The sequence below is a fragment of the Chitinophaga sp. LS1 genome (assembly GCF_034274695.1).
GTDB lineage: Bacteria > Bacteroidota > Bacteroidia > Chitinophagales > Chitinophagaceae > Chitinophaga.
The window spans coordinates 7,901,614-7,922,080 of the sequence record NZ_CP128362.1; the positions used below are offsets into that span (position 1 = coordinate 7,901,614).

Sequence of the window (20,467 nt, forward strand, 5' to 3'; positions counted from 1 at the left end):
ACTTAAAATCCTGTACATATTTGACTCAAAAAAATTGCCCTGGTGGTGGAATTGGTAGACACGAGGGACTTAAAATCCCTTGGAACGCAAGTTTCGTGCAGGTTCAACTCCTGTCCGGGGCACAAAAGGTCACTCTTAACGAGTGGCCTTTTTTTATGTCATTTTCAAACAATTTCCAAACATTGCCTTTTTGCTAGCCAATTATTTTCAATCAATTTGACGATTTGAGATATGAGGTCAAAGAACTTTCTATTGTAAAGATAACAAAAATAGTTCCCATCGTCCTTCTAAACCACTGCTTCTGCCATAAACTGCAGATCATACTCCATATTCTCGGATCACTGAAATTGTAAACGTCTTCCTGGTTTATCTTTTTGCAGGTATGTTCCTTGCTACTTCAAAAGGTGTCGTTATCTGCATCTATCCCGTATGTGAACGGATTACCACCTGACGGTTCAGTCAACCATTCACGGCCAGAAGGGATGCCATCTTTTGCATATTGTTCCACATCAAAGCGCAATGCTTTAGCATATACCCGTTTTACTGCCGCATCTCTAACTCCGCAACCCAGTCTATTTCAATCACAGGCAGTAATCAATCTTTCAAACAGGTTGGTTCTGATTTGGTTAAATGGCATTATCCATAATGGATAATAACCTATCTGCAAAGATACCTCTGCTTCGGCCCCCTTGTAGTGGAGTTGTGATGGTCGCCCCTCAGTAATTTTTATTAATTTCCCTCAATAAACCAATACCAAACCTCAGCTAACTATGAAGATTAAACAATGGCTACTGTCCAGGATGGTGCCCCAGAATATGCTGGCAGAATTAGGGGGGCGTTCTGCTTATTCTACTCAGCCAGGTAATTTTACTGCCTACTTTCAATACAAAATCGCGCCTTACCAGTCGGATTATTATTTATATTTCCCTAAAGAGCCCTTTGCCATCCGGTACACTAACGAAATTTTCAATAAGCTCTACGAATACCAGGGTTACGACATTATTAAATACCTGGAATTCCATTATAGCCGGTATCCCTACAAGGAAGATTTCCTGAAATTCCTATCCTACGAAATTCTCGTAAGGCAGCAAAAGGGTCCGAATAAAAGCCGTTACTTAAAATTGCATGCCACCCAAACCTGGGTAACAGAAAGACAACAGGAACGAGAGCAACAGCTTCGAACTGACTTGCAGGTCGAGCTAAAAGCGGCCATCGAAAACAGACAAAGTATTTCCCCCGAAGATAAAGAACAGGAGATTCAGGCGATCCAGGACAAAGTGATGCACCGGATGCATCAGTTCATGGACACTACTGAGGAAAGAATGGCCGCTATGACCCGGTCCCTTGTCACCGGTAATATGGTTTTCACAATGATACCCATGCAGAAAAACTGATCCAGCTCTGGGTTGTCCTTAAAGATCTGGGGATACCTAAAGGAGACCGCCTTTTCAAAAAGATCTCTGTGGCAGATATTACCGCAATGCTCCATCTGCATTTTGAGGAATTCAAAACGCTGAAACCGGAAACGATCAGGAAGAATATTAACAGCATTAACCAGGAAACAAAGGAGCACAATAAAGATTTCAGCGAGCTGGATGCCGCTCTGACCAATCACTTCTTTGGGAAAAGATAACCCGCTCCCCTGCTGCTATGCCTCCGAACTAAAATTAACTTATTAACACTCAATACTCAGAAATCTGTACCTAATCCGGCATTGTCCGGCTTTTCACGGCCTTCCATCTTTGCGTCCATAAACTCATTGTTATGGATACTTTATTTATTCCGAATGAAAATGACTTTCGCAGATGGATTAAGGAGGCGTTGAAGGAATGCTTGGTTAACACCCCGCCTGCTAATCCTGAAGAAGAGCCTTTACTGACCCGGAAAGAGATTGCGGGGTTATTCCGTATCTCCCTCGTTACCCTGCACGACTGGATGAAACGGGGCCTGCCTAGTCACAAGCAACGGGGTCGGGTATACTTCCTGCGCTCAGAGGTCCTGACCTATATCAAACAGAAAGGTAAACCGGAGCCCATTTTACTTGCTCCCAAGACCATTTTACCCCTAAAAGGTTAGTTACCCATTAAATCCTTTCAAGATGAAATCCATCCCCTGCATCCAAGCCAGGCAGATTGACCGGGTCCATTACCTGCAATCTTTGGGACATCGGCAAAGGTTTCCTCCAACGGCTAACACTTAATGCAATCATTTATGGCAAAAAAAATAACGCACCGTAGCAGAGAAGGTAGTGTAGAAAAGATTCCTCCTCCCTTTCTGCATGTAAAAAATTATTTCGACTAAAAAGGGTTGAGTGAAAAAGCAGCCGAAGGCTTTTACCAATATTACAAGGCCCGTAAGTGGAAAACGGAAAAAGGGTTCTCCATCTGTAATTGGAAAGTTGCAGCCGCAAACTGGATATGGATGCACCAGCAAAATAAGCCACTATCCGTTGAAATAAAACTCCGCTTGCAATTCCCATCACAACACTAATTCACTATGGCAGGTTCTACCCACAAATTATCCGATCAGGTATCCTTTTACTCGAAGACAAGCCTGAAAAGTATGTACCGGCTGGCCCAGGAAGCCGTTAACCTGGAGGAGCTTCGATTGCTGTTCGGGCATTACATTCCCGAAAATTGTTTGATTCACTTCCCTTTGCCGAGAGGTACGGGTAAGTCCTGGTTCTGTATGCAGCTTTGCATTGCCATAGCAGCCGAATGGCCATCCTTTCTTGGGGAGGCCATTACGTTACATGGCAACACACTTTATATCAATAATGAATTAAGTGAAAAAAGCGTTCAGCGACGGTCTAAAAAGCTGTTGGACAATGCGCCGCTACCACTTGGCGAGCAATACAAGGCAATGGTATATACTTCCCGCCGCAATATGCTGGATGATTTGCACAACATTGTAACTATTATCGAAAGAGTGAAGCCGGTACTGATTATTATTGATAACCTGCGCATGGCCTTTACAGATGTCGACACGAACAACAACAAGGAAATCACCAAGCTAATGTTCACCTTATTGGCACTGTGTGAAGGCACGCAAACGTCGGTCTTAGTTACCGATCACTTTAGGAAGCATACCAATTCTTTACTTAGTGAAAGCGACCTACAAGCAGGTTCCGGGATCAAAACAGATCTTTCCGACGGCGACTTCTTCTTACGCAAGAGCGGCCAGGATAAGGGGCTGCGCATTCTGAAGCGCGGAAAATCTCGTCATTTTGAAGAAGAGGATAACGCGAAACTCATCCGCCTGAGACCGGACAGCTGCTGGTTCGAGCTGGTCTATGAGGGGGTTAATGAAGCCGAACATGTAGGAATTAGATCCTTAAAAGATAAGGACGAACAAAAAGATCTAGCCAAGGCATTACGCAGCCAGGATAAATCCCTTGACGAAATAGCGCACATCCTGGGCAAGGGGTCGAGTAGGCAAAAGGAATTTCACCTTAAGCCTCTCACTAAACCGTGCTTAAGCGTCGCCGCTTACACGGCTTTTATTATCCTAAACCTTACACTCTCACACCAAACCGCCAATGAGCCATTAAACAAGGTTTTCGATCTACGATCTTTCTTATCCAGTCTTTAGCTTTGACTCTTTGCTTGTGAAATCTTTTGTATTTCGTCATTACCCATTTTTGTATCCAAAGATTCACATGCTTCAGCACATTTATCAATTTTTCTTTGTGATACTTCCCATAGTAATTTATCCAACCGGTAATCATAGGATTGATTACTCTCGCAACATCTTCTAATTTACCACATGCCCTCGATGTTAGATTCCATGCTCGCATCTTTTCACGGATCGTTTTGGCTGCCTTATTGCTGATTGCTGGCGAGAAACTTAAGAAACTGATTCCATACTTATCAAGCGATTTCCTCGGTCTAAAGGTATAGCCTAAGAAATCAAATTGTACATCATGATACAATTCCTTTTTGCGTCCTCTTCTGCAGTAAACTATTTTGGTCTTGTCTGGATGCATTTCAACTCCACATTCCTTCAGCCTTTTCATCAACTGTTCTTTCAATTTCTCAGCTTCCGACTTTGTTTGACAATGAAATACACTATCATCTGCATAACGCTCGAATGGACAATTTGGAAATTTGTGTCTTACCCATTCATCCATACAGTAGTGAAGAAAAAGATTAGCCATTATTGGGCTAACAACACCGCCCTGAGCTGTTCCTTTAGTTACTTCTGTAATTGTACCATCCTCTCGTTGTAATGGTGCCGTTAGCCATCTTTTGATGTACAGCAATACCCATTTGCAATCAATGTGTTTTTCCATAGCCTTCATCATCAGCTCATGCGGAATGCTGTTAAAGAAATCTTTGATGTCTACATCTAACACCCATTTGTACTGCCAGCAACGTTCTCTACATTTACCTACAGCATCCAGTGCTGACTTGTTTGGCCTATAGCCATATGAGTCTTCGTGGAATACCGGGTCAATAAGTGGTTCAATCTGCATTTTAACTACAGTTTGGGCAATGCGATCTGAAACAGTTGCAATACCTAAAGGGCGTTTACCTCCATTTTTCTTAGGTATTTCCACCAGTAATACAGGAGGAGGTATATAGCTTCCAGAACTCATGCGGTTCCATATCCGATAAAGATTGTTTTTCAAGTCTTTTTCAAACTTTTCTAAACTTACTTCATCAACACCCGCACTTCCTTTGTTTGCTTTTACCCTTAGGTAAGCATCCATTACAGCTTGCTTTGAAATACAAAAAGGTTTTGTTTTGTTCATTTCAGTACCTCCTGAAGTCACCCTCAGTTTTCTTAGTGAGTAAAACTGGATAATACTTCCCCTTCAGTCCACTCTCATTACAAGAGCTTCATTCCTATTACGAGAAGTTCCGCCCATTGAACCCGCATCGGTACTCTACCTCTTGTAATTCCATTACTTGAGGGTCTCCCTTAACATCGGGACGAAGGTTCCTACGTTCCAAATATCAACCTGTATTAAGATCGCGCCATTTCTACGCCGGATGCCGTAAGAGCAGCATAACAGATAGCATCTCTTACTTATCCCGAAGCAGTCCTCGCCTCCGGTTTTGACATCGTCTAAGGATGTTTCGACGCTTCATCAATGGTTCATTTACATTCGCCTTCTTAATACATACCTGACGTTTTAACAACGCCTTTTCCTTATCGCTCAATACCACAGCTTTTGGCTGCAGCACCATAAGGTAGTTTGGAATCATCATCTGCTTAACGAATCCGAGGGGCCTACCCTCATTTGATATTTAGCATCAGAGTATACCCTTTATTATTATACTCTGTTCGTAGCGCACAAAGACCACCGTCCATCGATGGCTGAAGAATGAACAACTCGATGAATAAGATCATTCCGCTCCCACTCAATAACCTGAAACGTTCCATTCCATCTTTTTGCCGAAGTGGAACAAAAAAAGGAAGTTCGCCTTGATTGCCAACCACTTCCCCGCCCATTAGAGGAACAGAAATGCCACCTGTGGAACAAAAATGGAACAAATTCTGGCTCAAAAAGGCAATGGAACAAAATACTCCCACAATGCATTGATGATCAATATCTGTCCACCCGGAAATGGAACGGGCATAGGAACGACCAGGACAAATCGGAACTGGCGTATACGTTAGGACTTCCTGCTCCAGATTTTTGATGCATAGCCAACTCTTTCTTTGCTTAACCTATTTATCCAAAAGCCTATCTCTGGTTTTGAAGTTGATTTCAATTAGATTTAAAACTTGGGCTAATATTTCTCCGCTGACATCTGGCCAACAGTTAGGCAAGGAAAATAAATTAGCCGATCGACTATTTATGTGGAAGAATTGGAAGTAAATCTGACGGGGTACATTCTAAAGCCTCAGAAAGCATGTAAATCACTGTTAAACCCGGTTCATTATGGCCATTCTCCAACCGTGAAACGTATCCCGGTGTGGAATTTAATGCTATCGCGACATCCATCTGCGTAAGATCTTTCGCTTGCCGCAGTGCTTTGAGGTTTTCCCCAAATACTTTTAATATGTCAACCTTACTTTTCATAGAAGGCAAACGTATATATAATTTATACATTTCAATACACCTGATTATGCATGCTTAATTCGGTAATTTTTCCTATATTACAATTCGATTAAACGGTATGATCATAAATACCACAGAACAAATCCCCGAAAAGCTCAGGTGCTGCTTTTCGTTTTAACGTTGTAAGATATCAATGTGTATGGTCAATGGTACTGTCTATAAATTCAAGTTCAGAAATAAAGCAGAAACTGAATTATGCTAAAAAGAATTGGCCAGCAGCGGTGGATAAATATGAAAAGCAGGAAAAGGAACTGGGGCATCAAAGAAACAGTTTAAGCAAAACAGATACTGACGCTACGTTTATGCATATGAAGGAAGATCATATGAAAAACGGGCAATTAAAACCGGCGTACAATGTGCAGATAAGTACCAATAACCAATATATTCTTTCTTATAGCCTTCATCAAAATGCAACGGATACCAATACCCTGATTCCACATTTAAAGCAGCATATCAAAAATCATGGTATAAAGGCCTCCAATATTACCGCAGATTCAGGTTATGGGAGCGAACAGAATTATCAGTGGCTTGAAAAAAGACGGATCACAGGGTATGTAAAACACAATCAATTTGACAGGAATCAGCACAAAAAAACACGGGATAAAAAACCTTACTCTTCCGATAAACTACGCTACGATGCTGCCAGGGATATTTATTATTGTCCGAAGGATAAACCCATGAGAAACGTGGGAACTTATACCCAAAAGACAAGCACTGGTTTTGAACAGACTATTACCAGATATGAGACTGAAAGTTGTAAATGGTGCAGATTACGGGAACAATGCCATAATAGTAAGGGAAATCGAATCATATCAATCAATCACAACCAACAACGGCTAAAATCAAGAGCAGACAAACGATTAAAAACCAGGCGAGGAATAGCAAAACGTAAACAACGTTGTTTTGACACCGAACCTGTGTTTGGTAATATCAAGCATAACCATAACTTCAAAAGATTTATGCTTCGTGGGCTTGAAAAAGTCAGGGTTGAAACAGGATTATTGGCATTAGCGCATAACCTGAGAAAGAAAATAGCTTAAAAAGGGGAGAAATCCCTTTTTTAGTGCCCCTTTTATCGCTACCCGCTCCATAAAAGTTAATAGGATCATAGCTTATCACAAAAGCTTCTAAATATAAGGCTTATTATAGCGCATGGTATAACAAGAAAAAAGCGCCTCATTTATTTATGGGACGCCCTCATGCCTTAATATGTAATAATTATATTAAATATAACGTAACTGCCCTAAATATGTTACAATGGAAATTTAACCGGTATAAAGGAATATTGCTGATTGGGGTGATCTGTTGCAACCTGACACGAATAACCCGGAAATTGGTCAATCCTATGCAGATACCAGGTTATATTATCCAATATCACCTGATTAAAATTACTCACTTCCAGTGAGGAGAGGTCATCTATCAGACCTCTTCCATCAGCTTTCAGGATGGCCTCCTTGGCCGTCCAGTGATCGTAAAATGAGGTAGTTGGTGCAGCATGCTGATGAATGTAATGCCATTCGGCAGCTGTAAACTGCGGCGTAAAATCTGTCATTTTCAGGGGTTGATGCATTTCAATATCAATCCCGATTCTGCCATGAGTTGTCAAAGAGCAGGCAACTAAATTGCCCGAATGGGTAATGTTAAAATCTCCCACCCCATGAATGTAAGGACGGCCACGCGTAGAATATTTTATGTCAGTTAATTTATAATCAGATCCATCCAATGCATGGCGCAGTAAAGTCCGTCCTAATACATAAGCATGTGCATCCTCCCATCGCCGGTAGGCAAAAGCTTTACCCTGCATGACGAATGGCAATGAAAATATAAGCTCATCCAATTGAGATTGACTGAGCCTGTCAATATAGTAACTGTAATAAATTTTGCATGAATGCATACAACTACAATTGCTGTGAGATCTTTTTATAGACTGTTCGTAAGGTAACCTTCTTCCTTTTCTTCTTCATAATTTCGAGAATTTTACTTTTATGGACAACCCCAATAGCCCTCCACCATGCAAGAAATGAGATACTTAACCAGAATAAAGGATACAGTAAAATCAACCAGGTGCTACCTTTTCGAATTTCTGTCCGCTCGTATTTGTTAGCTGCAAACAGGGTGAAATAATACAAGATACTTAACAGATAAGCGCCAACAACCAGGGATGCTGTCAGTTTAAGGCTCACAATTGAAAGGATGATCAGTTCCAATGGGAGTAATAATAAAACTAATACCCCTAACAGATCCTGCAGTGTTCTGATACCGATCCTATGGAAACGCAGGATTTTCGAGACGTAAAATTTATTTTCCTTCAACACCGTTTCAAGGTAGCCCGCATACCATCGCTTACGCTGATTGGCCAATACCTTAAAAGTTAATGGTGGACGGGTTAATGCCAATACCTTATCCGCATACATTGTTTTATATCCCTTCTCCATTCCAAGCACTGTTGTTTCCCTGTCTTCACCATTTCGTAAACCACTATGTTCATGATATAGTTCTATCAGCATGTCGCGTTTAAAACAGGAACCCGCACCAGGCATTACCGGTACGCTTTTATCTTTATCATGAAATTTATAATAGATACGTGCAAAGGAATATTCCATTTGCTGTAACTGGAAACAGAGGCCACTTCCTTCATAAGGGATCATTTTGAAATAAGCCCCCATCATGTCAGGATCTTCATCAAGTTGTGACAGGCTCTGTTCCAGATTTTGCAGACACATCAAATCTGTATCAAAATCAGACAGTATAACGAACTCGTGTGGCAAATTATTTGCGACTGCGTATAGGGCACCCACTTTTTGTGCATTGGGTGTCACAGCGGTCAGATAAAATGAGTCTGAATGGTTCGCCACAAACTCCTGCATTACTGACAAACTATTATCAGTTGAGCCATCATCAATCAATATAACATCGACAATATGCTTATATTCCTGGGCTAATTCTTTAAAGTAATATAACCTTTTTTCCATGTTACAATTCATACCTTCATTATACTGTGGAATTAACAGTGCAACACGATTACAAACTAATGGCAGGTTATGAACCCATTCTAAATGGAAATCCGATAAATTCACGTTATTAGGTATTATATTTTTGAAAAAGACTAAAAAAAATTAAGCTCCTGTAAACAGTATTCAGGTATCACATGATCACTTGCCAGGCAAACCTGATGGTCACCATCCAAGCGCGGAAAATGAAGATACCAAGTCATATCTCCATGATGGGCAGTGCCGGCCTTTGCATTAATTATTATGTTTTCCATACGCTTGTTGTATATACCATGTCCTATAGCTTTCATGACACTTTCCTTCACCGTCCATCGGTTTATAAATTCCCGGCCAGGTTGTTCAGAAAGGATAATTTCCTGCCATTGCGCATCACTCATGGTATGCTTATAAAAGGTAATATCATCCTGTGCATAAGGCTCTACATCAATACCTAAGCGAATATTTCGCCCCATTGCACAAATCACATATTTGCCTGCAGCCGAAATATTAAAGTCAATGTCACCTTCTACGAATGGTCGGTTGAATATGTTGTACTGCAGGTTTTCCAGTGGGTTAACAGATGCACCAAGTGTCTGAAAACCGCTATTCAACAATAATCTGCCTAATAAATGCCTCTTCTTTTCCGCTTTATGCCCGTACGACAGATTCCTTTTTCTACATGCAGGCGAGAGCATTTTAAAATGATAATTCCAGGTTGCATCTTCACAAGGTGTGTCAATGGTTGAATAATAAAGCAGCATTCTTCATATTTTAAATGAATGGATTAACAGGGCATCATTTTTATTGATGGTTGCTTAACAATTGGATGATTGCAGGTTTATGATCGTGGATAAAAAAATGTCCGCCTTCGAATCTATATACATTAAAATCGCCCTTCGTATAATCCCGCCAACCTTCTATCTGTTCTGAAGTCAGGTCTTCCTGATTTCCTATGAGCAGACTGATATCACAATCCAGTGGATGAATGATCTGTTCATCAAACTCTGTTTCTGCCAGCGTAAAATCACTTATTAACAGTGGCAGAAACAACTCCATTAACTCAGGGCTATCAAAAAAGCCTTCTGGTGTACCGCCTAGGTTCAACACCTTTTCTTTAAATTCAGGGAATGGCATTTTATGATATTTCTTTTTGTCAGGGCGGTTATTGTGCGGTGTTCCCTTTCCTGACACAAAAAGATGAAGTGGCTGAGGCAATCCTCTTTTTGCAATTTCACTTGACAACAAGTAACTGATCAATCCTCCCATACTATGTCCGAAAAGTATATATCTTTCTCTGGTGATATGGGGCTGAATGATGGACAATACATCCTTTACTACAGCATGTATGTCTTTATAAAGCGGATCGGTCATCCTACTGCCTCTTCCTGCCAGTTCTACAGGTACTATTTCGATTGTAGAAGGTGCTAATTCCTTCCATGTATTATAAATTGCAGCACTTCCTCCTGCAAATGGGATACAGAATACTTTTATCCTTTCAGCCATATTATTATCTATCATATTTAGGTCAAAACACACTGGTTACAAGGTAGTCATTCACTATTGTCTATATGGCTTACCATATTGTTCTATACCGAAGTTACTTATGGCCTCCTGGTGTACCTGGTAAGTACCTTCAATAATCTCGAAGATCTTCGCCTCACGAAATAAACGTTCCACCGGATAAGCATTATGGCAACCGTTGGCACCATGCACCTGTATAGCGTTGTCTGTAGCTGTTCTGGCTATCTTTGATGTAAAACACTTCGCCATGATTGTTTCTATGTATGCATGCTCATGCTTTTCACGTCTTAGTGTACCGGCATTCAAACACATTCCTCTGGCACTATGGACATTTATCGTTGTATCAGCGATCATATCCTGTATAGACTGGAATGATGACAACCGTTGTCCAAACTGTTTTCTGTTGATAGCATAATGACACATTGCATCAAGGGATTCCTGGGCGAGCCCTAAACCGGCCCAGGCCACACTATACCTACCATAATCCAAAGCAGTATTAGCAATATAGGTAAAGCCGCTTCCTTCAGACAATAGCATCTGTTCTTCAGATACTTCTAAATCAGTAAATGTAATTTCGGCGATGTAAGTACCCCTGTTTGCCATAAAGCCTCTCATGGGTGTTACAGTCACCCCGGGTGTATCTGCATCCACGAGAAATGCCGATACTGTTCCATTGTCCTGTGCAACAACCAGGAAGACATCTGCAATTTCAGCAAAAGAGATCCACTTCTTTTTGCCATTTATCAGGAATTTTGTGCCCTGTCTGCTATAGGCAGTTCTGATATTCCTTGCATCAGACCCTACTTCCGGTTCGGAAAGTGCAAACGCTGCTATTTTTTCGCCAGCAGCGATCAGTGGTAACCATTTATTCTTTTGCTTATCGCTCCCCCATCTCAGGATAGTCTCGCCTACCAGGGAAGTATGCACTGTCAATAAGGCTCTTGCTGAGGAACATGCTTTGCTAAATTGTTCTGTCACTAAACCATAACTGATACAATCCATGGCCATACCACCATACTTTTCAGGGAAAGTAGCCCCCAGATAACCTGCCCTGGCCATTTCTTTTATCAGATCTTCGGATATACCCTGTTCTTCATCGAACCGGGTTGCGAAAGGTCTGATATAGCTGGCTGCAAATATCCGGGCATTCTCCTGGATCTGCTTTTGATCATCTGTCATTTTTATTGGTTTTCTTTTCAATCAAACTAACAATGTTATGAACGGTACTAAAGTTTTGCAGCTTGATATCCTCATTTTCTACTGTGAACCCGAATTCATTTTCAATAAAACCAAGCAGTTTCATTCCAAACAATGAATTCACATATCCTTTCTTAAAAATATCATCATCATCATGTAAGGTTACCGAACTTTCCTCATCAAACACGACAATGTTCTTCAGTATGAACTTTCTGATTTTCTCTTTTACTTCCATTTTTGTTATATTATTTCAACATTTATATAATTAGGTATTCCAGGGATTTCTTCGAGATCATGACCAAACTGAATGTTGCCATTTTTGTCATTGCGTAGCTCATAGAAATTTGCGAACTTAAAGGTGACATACATCATTCTATTCCGGTCTGTCTGTTTAAAATCTGCTAATAATCTGACATTGTTCTTCTTTGCTGCTGACATAATATGTGATAGCATCACCGTTCCCACGCCCCGTGATACAACCCGGCATGACATTAACAACAGTTTACAACACCAGGTTTCCGGTGATTTTTCAACCAGTGCGATGCCAATCTTACCGTATGAACCGAATTTATCTGACAGTTCGCACACAAACAGATCATAATCCTGTGCTTTTGAAAAGTGCAATAATTCTTCATAGCTATACGTTACACCGGTTGCATTCAGCTGGTTGGTACGTATCGTTAATTCTTCCACACGCTTCAGGTCCTTTTCCTCTGCTTTGGAGATAATAAAGCGCAGATCCAGCCCTGCCATGAATTCTTCCTGCGGACCTCTAAACTCTTCTTCCTGATTTTTTCTGTCGATATCAGCTTTGTACATCAATCTCCTGTTAGCAGTATCCTCTGTTATCACGCTGGGATTAAACCGTTCCAGGGAAGACAGCTGCAGATACATCTTTGCATCTATACATTCTATTTCCGGATGTTGGCTCAGGACCTCTTCACGTTCAAAGATCTGGTCATCGACAAATACGATGGTATCTTTTCCGATATTTAATTGTTGCTGAATAACAGTAATCGCATATGACTTGGCATCCCAAGCGATCTGCGGATAAAGAAAATAATGATCTATACCAAACTCAGATAGTTTCTTCATCGCATCATCTGCATTATTTTTACTGGCTATAGAATGAAGAATTCCTCTCTCGTCAAATTGTTTCAACAGCTCCCTCATTTCTGGTTTTAACCTTACATCTGCATCTTCCAGTAATGTTCCGTCCCAGATAGTATTGTCAAGATCCCAGACAATACACTTTACTTCTTTTGGCATATTTTGTATTTTCTAATCAATCAATATTTAAAAAACCCTTCTCCTGATTTTCTTCCTAACAGGCCTTTACCGACCATTTCACGCAACAGCTTACAACACATAAAGCGGTTATCTTTATAGCTATCATATAGTACCTCCAACGAATTAACCACTGTATCAATTCCTATCAGATCTGCAGTTGCCAATGGCCCCATTGCATGACCATATCCCAGGGTGAAAATCTGATCAATATCTGCTGCTGATGCCACCTGTTCTTCCAGCAACATAGCTGCTTCATTCATATATAGATGGGAAACCCTGTTACTGACGAAGCCCGGCTTATCATTTACCACTATTGCCTTCTTGCCCAGCGTTGCCAGTGTCTTCTTCATATCTGCCAGTGTATCTTCTTCTGTAAGCGGTGATTTGATAACCTCTACCATTTTCTTTAATGGAACCGGGTTCATAAAGTGCGCACCTATTACACGGTCAGGATGATTGAAACAGGTGGCTACTTTTGCAATTTCAATACAGCTGGTGTTGATGGCAAGGGTCATGTCCTTTTTCATCAATGGGTTCAGCTCTTTATATAATTGTTCTTTCAACTGCCAGTTTTCCGGGATATTTTCAATCACGAAGTTTGCTTCCGCCACACTTTGCAACCCAATTTCAAACCTGATGCGCCCCAATACTTCTTCCAGCGTAACCTGCTGAAACTGCTCTTTTACCATTTTTACCATCCTCAAGTCTGATCTCAATTTTGATTTGGCGGTATTCAGCACTTCTTCACTTATATCAATCAAAACTACATTGTATCCATTCAGGGCAAAGTCAAGCGCAATGCCTGTACCCATTATACCGGCTCCTATTACTGCTATCATAGTTTAAAATTCTTCTTTAAGGAAATACTTATTAGTCGATGAATAATTTGCTCAGATCCTCATTATCCAGGTCCACCAGATCAAGGTCAATACCTGGCAAATGCAATTCATTTCCGTTGATGGAGCTGCGGGAGAATTCTTCCAGATAATTTTTATAATTCTCCAGAAAGATGGCTATATCAGTCTTTAAAAATGCATATTGGTCATATGCCACATTTATCCGCAGGCTACCATTCACGATCATACAGTTAATGTCGATCTTTGCTGTCCGGTGATTTTTATTACCTATATTATTCCTACCTGTGGTTGCAACATAGGTGAACAAATCATTGCTTAAATCCCGGTCAAAAACACCCAGATAATTGAATCTTACTTCCGAAATTTTGTTTAAATCAGCGAAAGCACGCTTCATAAACATTAATATTCCAAAGCCAATCCCATTATCAGGCACGTGGTCTATCTGCCTTTTAATGCGTTGTAACTGCATCCCCAAATCGCCGCATTTATAATGGAATACCTGTGGATACATGACAGTAAACCAGCCAATGGCATTAGACACATCCAGCTGCCGGAATGATCTGCCATGGCTTTCCAATTCGAGGGTAATATTTGTTCTTCCCGTCCACTTATTCAATGCTTCCAGCAATCCGGCTATCAGCAATGCCTGTAGATCCGTATTAGGGAATAATTTGCTATGCTGTATGATCTCATCAGTTGTAGCTGCATCAAACAACAATTCCTCTTCCTGGTAATTCTCATGCAGCCATGTTGTAACAGCTACCTGTACCGGCAATGCAAAGTCGTTTTGCACAATATCATTCCAATACTCAAACTGATCATTGATGTAAGACTTATCTATAGAGTCAGCCAGCAGCTGATGCCAGTCTCTGGCAGACGCCGTCTTTTGATATGCAACAGGAGAAAGGCTATTGTCAAACAACAGGTATAGCTGATGTATATCTGCCAAAAGGGTTCTCCATGAAACGCCATCGATAACCAAATGGTGCACCATAATATACAGATAGTCTACCTCGTCTGCCACGGTGATCAGAAATACCCTTATCAGCAAATCATTTTCGAGATCAAAAGAGGTATTCAGCTGGCTGAGCTCCTGTTCCAGCTGCGCCTGTGTTGCGATGGCTGATGTCATCACAGGCAGATCCTGTTGTAACGCTTCCCTGTTATAATTTACAAGCATACGGTGGAGATCGAAATTTTGTCTTAACCCATCATAGCGAAGCAATATTTCGTTCAGAACTTTGGTTAAGATCATCTTATCCACCCGCCTATGCATTTTAAGCAGGGTTGTCTGGTTATATATACCTGGCTGCGCAAGGGATAATCCGGCAAACCAGCTTTCAATCGGTATAAAGCCTCTGGTACCAGATAAAATGCCCTGTTCAAACTGGTTAACGGGCTGCAATTCTGCCTGTTTGCTGATTTGTGCGATAGTTTGCCCCAGCAGAATATTCTTTGTATTTACATTGATATGATACTGTGACAGGCGGGAAACGATCTGTACCGCTTTTATAGAATCGCCTCCTAATTCAAAGAAGTTATTGTAGATACCTATATGTTCCTGCTCCAACAACTCCTGCCATACTTCTATCATCCGTTGCTGCACATTATTTTCAGCTTGTGCATATGCTACCTGTTCCGGTAAAACAGGCAGGGCCAATAATGCTGGTACATCTACCTTACCATTATTATTTATTGGAATACGCTCCAGAAAATAGTACTGTCGGGGTATCATGTAGAAAGGCAGCTCCGCCGACAGCTGGTCCTGTAGTTCCTGCAAAGCAGACTTACGGAATTCCTGTAGACTGAGCGTTTCTTTGTACTGATTTTCAAAAACAATATATGCGCATAATATACCGTCATTATTTCCATTGCCGGTTACTTTTACTACCGCCTCCTTCACCAGCCTGGATTTTAGCAGCTGCGCCTCTATTTCTCCCGGCTCAATGCGGAATCCTTTTATCTTCACCTGATTGTCCGACCGGCCTTTGTACATCAGGATACCATCATGCGACCATACACCCAGATCTCCTGTTTTGTAGAGCTTTGCTCCCTGAATAAAAGGATGCGGGATAAACTTTTCACTGGTGAGGGCTTCATTGCCTACATAATATTTAGCCAGACCATGGCCGCCTATATAAATCTCTCCAATTGCTCTGATGCCTACCGGCTTTAAAAATTTATCCAGTAAATAAATCTGGGTATTATCGATCGGCTTACCAATTGCCACTCCAACATCTGTATCCTTTGACAAATCAAACAGATGTATCATACAACCAACCGTGGCTTCGGTTGGTCCATATTCGTTAAATATCTCCACCTTGTTGTGGTACTTACTGCTTAGCAGCCTGGCCAGTGATACCTTCAGTTCCTCTCCACCTACAATAAACCGGCTGATCTTACTATTATTGTTTACTGGCAGAAAATCTGTGAGTAAGGCCAGATGTGATGGTGTCACCTTTACGACATCTACCCTATTATCATTTACTACCTGTTCGATGGCTATACCAGCAGCATTGTCCCTGTAAATGATAATCCGCCCGCCACTCAGCAAAGGCACAAATATCGAGGTAACGGTGAGATCGAATGATACGGAGGTGAACAAAGGAAATACCAGCTTCTCTCCTTTACAATATACCTTAGCCGCCCAATAAATATAGTTTACCAGCGACTGGTTGGAGATAGCTACACCCTTAGGGGTACCAGTAGTACCAGAGGTATAAATCACATAAGCTGTATCAGCTGGCTGTGGTATGTGCTCCGCTACTGTTGTACCTTCGTATGGTAATTCATCCAGTAATAAAATAGGTGGATGATCAGACAATCCCCTGCCCAGTTCAGCACCATGTACATCATACCAGTTCTTAATGCTTATGACCACTGTAGCCTGGCTATCTTTCAGGATATAACTGATTCTGCTCAACGGCATACTGGTATCTATCGGTATGTAGTAGCCACCTGCTTTGATAACTGCCATTAATGCTGCTACCTGATCATGATCTGACTCCATAATAATCGCCACAGGCTGCTTGCCTGTTACACCATGCTGTTGCATAACAGCAGCTAACTGGTTGATCCTGGACTGTAAATATCCATAGCTCCACGCTACACCATTATACTCAACGGCAGTAGCATCCGGCTGCATGTTCACCATTTCTTCAAATAATGTAACAACCGTTTTTTGTGCCGAATAAGCTCTTTCTGTGTCATTAAACTGATGTAGGATCTCATTGATGGAGGCAGCACTGTGTGTTGACATATCAGCCAGCAGCTGATCTGTATTTTCAGCAATATGGTGCAAGATCTTCAGGAAACTTTCAGCATAGCCATGCATAGTCTCCTCTCTGAAAAGGCTAGTTGCATACTCTATACTGAATGCCAGTTCATCTGCCTGCTCAAATATTTCAAAGGACAGGTCAAACTTGGAGAAACCAGGGTCAAAATCCTTTTTGCGGATGAATACTCCTTGTACATCAGGGATGTTTAATTCCATATTCTGGTAATTAAACATTGTATCAAATACCAGGTGGTTACTTAAGGTCCTGTGCCTGTTTGTAACATCCACAAGCATTTCAAACGGATATTCCTGGTTATCCAGCGCAGATAATATATACTGTTTTAACTCTTTTAAATATGCTTTATAACTTTTGCCTGCTTCCGGAAAACTCCTCACCACCAGATTGTTTACAAACATTCCGATCAGATCTTTGATCTGTGGTTGTGTTCGGCCAATGACCGGCACACCTACCAGTAGATCTTCCTGTCCGGCATATTTAGATAAAAGAATCTTATATGCAGACAGTAACAATGTGAACATGGTAGTCTTTTCCTGTTTTGCCACTGCCTGTAACGCACGGAATAATTCCTGACTTACCGGGAAGGTCAACCGCTTGCCTGCAGTGTTAAAAGAGGTAGTTCTTTGCAGGTCAACCGGCAAATTCAGCACCGGCAGTTCATCTCCCAGCCGCTGTTGCCAAAAAGCAGTACCATCCTGGTAAATGCTGCTATGCTCATTTTCCCAGGCGGCATAATCCCTAAAATGCAGGGCAGGTGCTGACAGTACGTCACCATTGTATACTTTAAAAATATGTTCCAGCAGGATATAAATGGAAGAGCCATCTGCTATGATATGGTGGCAATCGATAAATAATACTGATTTATCTGACTGGCATTTGAGATATACAACTCTAAAAAGCGGCCCATTATGCAAATCAAATGGCTGAACCAATGCCTTCAATTCGGAACCTGTAACTTCATCAGCCGTCTCCAGCATCTGAAAGGCAAGCATTGCATCGGGGTTGATTACCTGAAGCGGGAGGCCATTTTCGATGATAAATGTTGTTCTTAAAATATCAATTGACGCATATATGTCACTGATTGCATTTTTCAGCTTCACCTCATCAACAGGCCCATCAAGTGTAATTGCAAATGGAATATTATAGGCAGTGCTATTTTTATCTGCTTCCCAAGTATAATATATTCTTCTCTGGGCAGCTGACAATACGTAATGCGGTTGCGCTTGCAGGGCAGGAATAGCCTGCAGAACATGCTTTTCCTTTTTTGTAATCAGTTCACTTAAGCTAAAAATATTGCCACAACCATAGATTTCCTCGAAAGTGATCTTTATCCCAAACGCATCCTGTATATAAGCCACCAGGGAAGCCATTTTGATAGAATTGCCTCCCAGGGTAAAAAAGTTATCGCCAACGCTCAGCTGATTGCCATACAACAGCTTTTTCCAGTATTCCAGTAACCTGGCCTGTATGTTATTTTGTGGTTCAATATTCAGCATACCTGCAGCTGATGGTTTTGGCACAACAGCTGAAATTTCTTCCACAACAGTATCGAATACTCCACTATTATACAATTCGATCAACTTGTAGCGCTGCACTTTTCCACTGGTGGTTTTGGGTATCTCCCTCACCGGGATCACTTTATCTATTTCTATACCCAAAGTACTGTTGACCCTGTTAGTTAACTGTTGTAACAGTGGCAGGAAGGTCTCCACCTTTCCTTTGAACAAAACAAAAACGAATAATTCTTCCCGTTGAGTGATATGGTTGGATTGACCAGCTACGGCCACTTTTCCCAGGTCAATACCATCTATAGTTTCAATTACATTCTCAATATCATGGGGGTAAAAATTTTGTCCGTTCAGGAAGATAATATCTTTTGCCCTGCCGGTAACAAATAAACAACCTTCATGCACAAATCCAAGATCACCCGTGCGTAACCAGGCATCAGCAGTGATTACTTTTTCAGTTGCTGCTGTGTTATTATAATACCCTGCTGTTACATTTCCTCCTTTTATGAGGATTTCACCAATTGTATTATCGGAAAGTGCATTACCGGTTACATCAGTAATTTTAACGTCACAGTTCCAAACTGGTTTACCAAGGTTCACACAGGCAAATGTGTTATCCTGCTGGTCTAATAAGACCTTGTCTCCCATACCTACATGATCTCGGCTTACATGCAGGACCTTCATATTTGCTTCCGGCTGGGAAAATGTTACTGCAAGACTAGCCTCTGCCAATCCGTATACAGGGAAAATAACATTACTTTTTAAACCATATCTGGCCAGTTCCGTCGTAAATTCCTGACACAGTGATGCGGAGATAGGCTCAGCACCATTTGTGATAATACGCAGGCATGACAGATCATAAAGACCATCTTCCGTATTTCGCAAAGCATTCAGCAGGTATCTGTAGCCAAAGTTGGGGGATGCTGTAAAAGTGATGCTGTGAATGGAGATTTTTTGCAACCACAGCGTTGGCCTTCTTATGAACAGTTCTGTAGGCATAATAAAATGCTTCCATCCCATATACATTGGTGTCAGATGGTAGCCTATCAATCCCATATCGTGCGTAAGTGGCATCCAGGAAAAGAAAAGATCACCTGTGGCAGGAGCAGCTATTCCTTTCAAAATAGCATTAACATTCGTAACAAGATTCTTATGTGTGAGTACAACACCTTTAGGGTTGCCGGTAGAACCAGAGGAAAATTGAATATAGGCTATATCATTCACACCGGGTGTATGCATAATACCTGGTGTATGATCTTCATTAATGATCGTATCAAAACAATATCTTGTATTTACCTGTTCGTAAACAGTCGTTTCGTTTTCTCCCCAGATGAATGTTGTTATTCTGGAAAACTGCGCTTCATATGTAAATAAGTAAGGCTTATGCAGTGTTTTCCATACATTGATTAGTTTTCTCTTCTGGTCATCATTTCTTCCCAAGCTTAAGGGTACAGGAATGATTCCTCCTAACAGACATGCCCAGAATACGATTATAAATGAACGGTTATTATCCAGCTGGAATACCATCTCATCGCCTGGCTGAAGACCCAGCTGCTGCAGGTATCCTAACACACTTACAGATTGTTCATAAGCATCAGCATAGGAAAGCCAGTTTTCTTCATTTGCTCCGTTTATAAACATGATACCACCATCAGACTTCGCACTATCAAGAAACGCACTTACCAGTGTCTTGTTTTTCATATACCGTAACTTATTAAAGATTGGATTAAAGATGTAA

The 20,467-nt window shown here is 41.2% G+C and carries 16 protein-coding genes and 1 tRNA gene; 6 read left to right on the forward strand and 11 right to left on the reverse strand.

The window, feature by feature from the left end; all coding sequences use genetic code 11:
* Nucleotides 1-36: 36 nt before the first annotated feature.
* The 5 genes from QQL36_RS32490 (at nt 37) to QQL36_RS32510 (ending at nt 3,591) form a co-directional block, all read left to right on the forward strand.
* A tRNA-Leu gene (locus QQL36_RS32490) sits at nt 37-122 on the forward strand.
* 648 nt (nt 123-770) lie between these two features.
* Complete coding sequence (locus QQL36_RS32495; RefSeq protein ID WP_321568109.1) at nt 771-1,394, forward strand: hypothetical protein; 624 nt, start codon at nt 771-773, stop codon at nt 1,392-1,394.
* Nucleotides 1,395-1,462: 68 nt separating this feature from the next.
* Nucleotides 1,463-1,633: a hypothetical protein gene (locus QQL36_RS32500; RefSeq protein ID WP_321568110.1), complete on the forward strand. Its 171-nt coding sequence runs from the start codon at nt 1,463-1,465 to the stop codon at nt 1,631-1,633.
* A 131-nt stretch (nt 1,634-1,764) separates the two neighbouring features.
* Complete coding sequence (locus tag QQL36_RS32505) at nt 1,765-2,076, forward strand: helix-turn-helix domain-containing protein (protein WP_321568111.1); 312 nt, start codon at nt 1,765-1,767, stop codon at nt 2,074-2,076.
* Between the two features lie 420 nt (nt 2,077-2,496).
* Nucleotides 2,497-3,591 carry an AAA family ATPase gene (locus QQL36_RS32510; protein ID WP_321568112.1) on the forward strand — a complete coding sequence of 365 codons (1,095 nt, stop codon included), beginning with the start codon at nt 2,497-2,499 and terminating at the stop codon, nt 3,589-3,591.
* On the opposite strand, the gene ltrA is transcribed toward QQL36_RS32510, so the two are convergent.
* On the reverse strand, nt 3,515-4,753 hold the full coding sequence (gene ltrA / locus QQL36_RS32515) for a group II intron reverse transcriptase/maturase (protein ID WP_321568113.1): 1,239 nt from the start codon (nt 4,751-4,753) through the stop codon (nt 3,515-3,517). The genes QQL36_RS32510 and ltrA overlap by 77 nt on opposite strands.
* Before the next feature lie 1,047 nt (nt 4,754-5,800).
* A complete protein-coding gene (locus QQL36_RS35850; protein WP_415751043.1) occupies nt 5,801-6,061 on the reverse strand; it encodes a helix-turn-helix domain-containing protein in 261 nt (86 codons plus the stop codon).
* Nucleotides 6,062-6,216: 155 nt separating this feature from the next.
* Between QQL36_RS35850 and QQL36_RS32520 the strand changes: the two genes are divergently transcribed.
* A complete protein-coding gene (locus tag QQL36_RS32520; RefSeq protein WP_321568114.1) occupies nt 6,217-7,110 on the forward strand; it encodes a transposase in 894 nt (297 codons plus the stop codon).
* Nucleotides 7,111-7,322: 212 nt separating this feature from the next.
* Here QQL36_RS32520 and QQL36_RS32525 read toward each other — a convergent pair whose 3' ends face one another.
* From QQL36_RS32525 to QQL36_RS32565, 9 genes are read right to left on the reverse strand one after another with little or no spacing between them, the layout of a single operon-like run.
* Nucleotides 7,323-7,964, reverse strand: a complete 642-nt coding sequence (locus tag QQL36_RS32525) for a 4'-phosphopantetheinyl transferase family protein (RefSeq protein WP_321568115.1) — start codon at nt 7,962-7,964, stop codon at nt 7,323-7,325.
* A gap of 4 nt (nt 7,965-7,968) precedes the next feature.
* On the reverse strand, nt 7,969-9,147 hold the full coding sequence (locus QQL36_RS32530; protein WP_321568116.1) for a glycosyltransferase family 2 protein: 1,179 nt from the start codon (nt 9,145-9,147) through the stop codon (nt 7,969-7,971).
* Nucleotides 9,148-9,176: 29 nt separating this feature from the next.
* Complete coding sequence (locus QQL36_RS32535) at nt 9,177-9,821, reverse strand: 4'-phosphopantetheinyl transferase family protein (protein ID WP_321568117.1); 645 nt, start codon at nt 9,819-9,821, stop codon at nt 9,177-9,179.
* 40 nt (nt 9,822-9,861) lie between these two features.
* The gene (locus QQL36_RS32540; protein ID WP_321568118.1) at nt 9,862-10,578 is read right to left on the reverse strand and encodes a thioesterase II family protein; all 717 of its coding nucleotides are present in this window, start codon (nt 10,576-10,578) and stop codon (nt 9,862-9,864) included.
* 39 nt (nt 10,579-10,617) lie between these two features.
* Nucleotides 10,618-11,760, reverse strand: coding sequence for an acyl-CoA dehydrogenase family protein (locus QQL36_RS32545; RefSeq protein WP_321568119.1), 1,143 nt, complete (start codon nt 11,758-11,760; stop codon nt 10,618-10,620).
* The gene (locus tag QQL36_RS32550; protein WP_321568120.1) at nt 11,750-12,013 is read right to left on the reverse strand and encodes an acyl carrier protein; all 264 of its coding nucleotides are present in this window, start codon (nt 12,011-12,013) and stop codon (nt 11,750-11,752) included. Before QQL36_RS32550 ends, QQL36_RS32545 begins: the two co-directional genes overlap by 11 nt.
* Nucleotides 12,014-12,018: 5 nt before the next feature.
* Nucleotides 12,019-13,047 (reverse strand): HAD-IIIC family phosphatase, encoded by a 1,029-nt coding sequence (locus QQL36_RS32555; protein ID WP_321568121.1) that lies wholly within the window; start codon nt 13,045-13,047, stop codon nt 12,019-12,021.
* Between the two features lie 20 nt (nt 13,048-13,067).
* On the reverse strand, nt 13,068-13,907 hold the full coding sequence (locus QQL36_RS32560) for a 3-hydroxyacyl-CoA dehydrogenase family protein (RefSeq protein ID WP_321568122.1): 840 nt from the start codon (nt 13,905-13,907) through the stop codon (nt 13,068-13,070).
* A gap of 31 nt (nt 13,908-13,938) precedes the next feature.
* Complete coding sequence (locus tag QQL36_RS32565; protein ID WP_321568123.1) at nt 13,939-20,430, reverse strand: non-ribosomal peptide synthetase; 6,492 nt, start codon at nt 20,428-20,430, stop codon at nt 13,939-13,941.
* Between the last annotated feature and the right edge of the window lie 37 nt (nt 20,431-20,467).